Annotated in this window: 2 protein-coding genes and 1 pseudogene; 2 read left to right on the top strand and 1 reads right to left on the bottom strand. The window is 75.0% G+C overall.

Annotation, left to right across the window (positions count from 1 at the left end):
* Nucleotides 1–1,152, top strand: a pseudogene (locus H0H10_RS01085) (glycogen debranching enzyme); the annotation flags it as partial.
* Here H0H10_RS01085 and H0H10_RS01080 read toward each other — a convergent pair.
* Nucleotides 1,149–2,453, bottom strand: coding sequence for an MFS transporter (locus H0H10_RS01080; RefSeq protein WP_223179209.1), 1,305 nt, complete (start codon nt 2,451–2,453; stop codon nt 1,149–1,151). The pseudogene H0H10_RS01085 and the gene H0H10_RS01080 overlap by 4 nt on opposite strands.
* An 81-nt stretch (nt 2,454–2,534) precedes the next feature.
* Here H0H10_RS01080 and treY point away from each other — a divergent pair.
* Nucleotides 2,535–4,867: malto-oligosyltrehalose synthase (treY, locus tag H0H10_RS01075; RefSeq protein WP_188178874.1), on the top strand; the 2,333-nt coding region annotated here is incomplete at its 3' end.

Below are 4,867 nucleotides of genomic sequence, written 5' to 3'. Positions count from 1 at the left end.
GGCTTCCGCTTCGACCTCGCGGCCACCCTGGCCCGGCAGTTCCACGAGGTGGACCGGCTGTCGTCGTTCTTCGACCTGGTGCAGCAGGACCCCGTGGTGTCGCAGGTGAAGCTGATCGCCGAGCCGTGGGACGTGGGCGAGGGCGGCTACCAGGTGGGCAACTTCCCGCCGCTGTGGACCGAGTGGAACGGCAAGTACCGGGACACGGTCCGGGACCTGTGGCGCGGCGAGCCGCGCACGCTCGCGGAGTTCGCGTCCCGGCTGACCGGATCGTCCGACCTGTACCAGGACGACGGCCGGCGCCCGCTGGCCTCCATCAACTTCGTCACCTGCCACGACGGGTTCACCCTGCACGACCTGGTCGCGTACAACGGCAAGCACAACGAGGCCAACGGCGAGGACAACCGGGACGGCGAGAACCACAACCGGTCCTGGAACTGCGGCGCCGAGGGCGAGACGGACGACCCGGCGGTGCTGGAACTGCGGGCGCGGCAGATGCGGAACTTCATCGCCACGCTGCTGCTGTCCCAGGGCGTGCCGATGATCAGCCACGGCGACGAGTTCGCCCGCACCCAGAAGGGCAACAACAACGCCTACTGCCAGGACAACGAGCTGTCCTGGGTGCACTGGCCCGACGCAGAGGGGTCCGGTGCCGAAGGGTCCGACAGCGGCGGGTCCGGCGACGGCAGGCCCGGCGCCGGCCTGCTGGACTTCACGCGCGCGATGGTGTGGCTGCGCAAGGACCACCCGGTCTTCCGCAGGCGGCGCTTCTTCCACGGGCGGCCCGTGGAGGGCACCCACGACGAGCTGTCGGACATCGCCTGGTTCACCCCGGAAGGCCGGGAGATGACCCAGCGGGACTGGAACTCGGCCCAGGCGTCGGCGCTGACCGTGTTCCTGAACGGCAACGCGATCTCCGAGCCCGGCGCGCGCGGGGAACGCATCGTCGACGACTCGTTCCTGCTGATGTTCAACGCCTCGCCGAAGCCGCTGGACTTCGTGGTGCCGGTCGACCACGGCCGGCAGTGGCAGGTGGTGGTCGACACCTCCCGCACCGACGGGGTGCCCCCGGACCCGGGCACGAAGGTGCAGGCCGGGGACCGGCTGACGCTGGTGGACCGGAGTCTGGCGGTGCTGCAGCGGCCCGTCTAGGACGCCCTGTTCCCGGAGTACGGCGCCGGACGGGCCGTCAGGGCGATCACGCAGGCCAGTGCGGCGGCCGCGCTCCCCACCGCGAACGCCGCGGCGGGGCCGTGCGACTCGGTCAGCCGGCCGTTGAGGGCCACCGAGACGGCCTGGCCGCCGGTGAGCGCGCTGGTCGCGAAGGCCATGGCCTCGGCGAGCCGGGCCCGTGGCACCGTCCGTTCGGTGAGCGCGAACACGGTGATCAGATGCGGTGCGTAGGCGACGCCGAGGACGGTGACGACGGCGTACAGGACGCCCAGGCCGCCGGTCCACAGCAGGGGCAGCGAGAGCACGAACGCCGTCGCGGTGGCCGCCCGCCAGCGGGCCCGCAGGCCGATGCGGCCGGGCACGGCGGCCATGGCGAACCCCGCGCCGGCGCTCATCACCCCCATGGCGGCGTACACCAGCCCGGCCTGGTCGGGCTGTCCGAGCCGCTCGGTCAGCGCGGTGATGCCCGCCTGGCAGGCCCCGAACATCGCGCCCTGGAGGGCGAGCGAGGCGCACAGGGCCTGGAAGGAACGGGGCATGCGGGACCGGGCACGCGCGCGTGGGGTACCGGTGGCGGGGGCCGCCGTCGCCCGCGCCGTCGGGTGGAGGGCGAAGCCCGTGCCGCACAGGGCCACGAGCACCGCCGCGGCACCCAGGGCGTGGGCCGGGTGGGCCAGTACGGCGGCGAGGCCCACCAGGGCGGGGCCGAGGACGAAGGAGACCTCGTCGAGCGTGCTCTCGAAGGACAGGGCGGCGCCGACCGTGGGCTCGGGGGCTCCGGCGCGGCGGGCGAGTGCCACCAGACGGGTGCGGGCCAGCGGGCCGATCAGCGGGACGCTCGCGCCGGCCGCCGCGCCGAGGAGCGCCAGCAGCCAGGTGGGCAGCCCGGCGAGCGCGCCGGCCACGAGCGCGGCGACGGCGAGCGCGTTGGCGAGGCTGAAGACGAGCACCACCGTGCGCTGGCCGTGCCGGTCGGCGAGCCGGCCCACCAGCGGACCGCAGGCCACCTGGCCGATCGCGAGGGCGCCGCCGGTCAGCCCCGCGGCGGCCAGGGAGCCGCTGGTGCGGGCGACGAGCAGTACGCTGCCGAACTGGATGGTGGCCGTCGGCAGCCGGCCGAGGAAGGACACGGCCGGCAGCAGCGGCCCGGTCAGGCCGATCACCTCCCGGTACGTCTCCAGCGCGCCGCGCCGCCCGGTGCCCGCGGTGCTACCGGCGCCCGCTGTGCCCCCCGTGCCCGCCGTACGCCCCCTGCCCGCCGTGCTCCCGGTGCTCCCCATCGCTCGAAGCTAGCCACGCGCGCGTACGCCCGTGGAGGGGCCGATGACACGAAAGGCGGCGGGGCGGGTACGTAGGTTTCCATGACACCTGAGCGACCCGACCCGGTGCTGCCCGCGGTCCCCTCGGCCACGTACCGGCTGCAGCTGCAGCCCGAGTTCCCCTTCGCGGCCGCGGCGGCGGCCGTGCCGTACCTGGCCTCGCTCGGCGTGTCGCACCTGCACCTGTCCCCGGTGCTGGAGGCCGTTCCCGGCTCGCTGCACGGCTACGACGTCGTGGACCACGCGCGCGTACGGGGGGAACTGGGCGGCGAGGAGGGGCTGCGGGCGCTGGCGGACACCGCCCGGCAGCACGGTCTCGGCCTGGTGGTGGACATCGTGCCGAACCACATGGCGATGTCCCCCCGGCACAACCGCGCCCTGTGGGAGGTGTTGCGGGAGGGGCCGGCGTCGCCGTACGCGCGGTGGTTCGACATCGACTGGGAGGCGCAGGGCGGCCAGGTGCTGCTGCCGGTGCTCGGCGGGCCGCTGGGCGACGTCATCGGCGATCTGCGCGCCGACGGCGACGTGTTGCGCTACCACGACCACGCGTTCCCGCTCCGGGAGGGCACCGAGGAACTGCCGCTGCCGCAGCTGCTGGACGCGCAGTGGTACCGCCCGGTGTGGTGGCGGCTGGCCCGGACCGAGCTGAACTACCGGCGGTTCTTCAGCATCTCGGAGCTGATCGGGGTGCGCGTGGAGGACCCGCGGGTGTTCGAGGCGACGCACGCCACGGTCCTGCGGCTGCTGCACGACGGCGTGATCGACGGGCTGCGCGTCGACCACCCCGACGGGCTCGCCGACCCCGACACCTACCTGGAACGGCTGCACGAGGCGACCGGCGGCCGGTGGACGGTCGTGGAGAAGATCCTCTCGGACGGCGAGCACCTGCCGGCCGCCTGGCCGGTCGCGGGCACGACCGGCTACGACGCCCTGCGGCACATCGACGGGCTCTTCACGGACCCGGCCGGCCACGGGGAGCTCCTCGGACAGTACCGGCGGTTCGCCGCCCCGCAGACGGACCGGGGCGGGGACTGGGCGGCGACGGTGCGGCGGGCGGCGTACAAGGTGCTCACGCACGAGCTGGCCACCGAGACCGACCGGCTGACGCGGGTGGCGCACCGGCTGTGCGTGACGTCGCCGGACCCTTCGCTGCGCGACCGGGCGCCCTGGGCGCTGCGCACCGCGCTGCAGGAGCTGCTGGTCCGGTTGCAGGTCTACCGGCCGTACGCGTCCGTCGACGCGGCCACGGTCGTCACCGAGAAGGCGGCCGCCGAGGCACGGGCGGCGTTCGTCGTGCCGGAGGAGGCCGGGGCGGTGGACGTCGTGCGGGAGCTGGTGCTCGGGCGGGCCGGGGACGATCCGGGCCACGTGGAGTTCCGGACGCGGTTCGCGCAGACGGCGTCGGCGCTGCGGGCCAAGTCGGTGGAGGACACGGCGTTCTACCGCTACGTGCCGCTGCTGTCGGCGACCGAGGTGGGCGGGAACCCGGGGAGTCCCGCCGTGTCGCCGCAGGAGTTCCACGCCTACTGCGCGCGCGTGCAGCGGGACTGGCCGGTGACCGGCACGGTGGTCTCGACGCACGACACCAAGCGCAGCGCCGACGTGCGCGCGGCGCTGGCGGTGCTCACGGAGTGCCCGGAGCGCTGGGCGGACGTCCTGGCGGAGGTCACCCGCACCGGCGACGGCGTCCCCGACGCGCAGCTCGCGTGGGCGGCCTGGCAGACGGTGTTCGGGCTCGGGCCGACGGACGGGGAGCGCGTACGGCAGGCGCTGCTGAAGCATGTGCGCGAGGCCGGCATGTACACCAGCTGGACCGAGCGGGAACCGCCGTACGAGGAGGCGGTCGCCGCCTTCGTGGCGGCGGGGCCGTGCGGGGCGCCGGGCGAGCGGGTGGCCGCCTTCCGGAGCTCCCTGGAGACGCACATCCGGGCCAACGTCCTCGGTACGGCCCTGGTGCACCTGACCATGCCGGGCGTGCCGGATCTCTACCAGGGCACCGAGAACGAGTACCGGGCGCTGGTCGACCCCGACAACCGCCGCGCCGTGAGCTTCCCGCCCGCCGGCGGCGGGGACAAGGCGGCGGTGACCCGGGCGGCGCTGGGGCTGCGCGCCCGCAGGCCCGAGGTCTTCGGCGACGCGGCGACGTACGAGCCGCTGGCCGCCGAGGGCCCGGCGGCGGGCCACTGCCTGGCCTTCGTGCGCTCCGGGGAGGTCCTGACGGCCGTGACACGCCTGTCGCTGCGGCTGGCGGAGGCGGGCGGCTGGCAGGGGACGACCCTGCGGCTGCCGCCCGGCCGGTGGGCCGACGTGCTGGCCCCGGGGCGGGACTTCACCGGGAACGTGCGCGTGGCGGACCTGTTCACGGCACTGCCCGT

Source organism: Streptomyces griseicoloratus (genome assembly GCF_014534645.1).
Lineage (GTDB): Bacteria > Actinomycetota > Actinomycetes > Streptomycetales > Streptomycetaceae > Streptomyces > Streptomyces griseicoloratus.
Note: the sequence above shows the minus strand (reverse complement) of the source record. Positions and strands in the feature narration are given on the sequence as shown.

What these genes read in the sequence shown, in the direction of transcription:
- H0H10_RS01080 (WP_223179209.1), bottom strand. Translation starts at nt 2,453, where the DNA reads ATGGGGAGCACCGGGAGCACGGCGGGCAGGGGGCGTACGGCGGGCACG.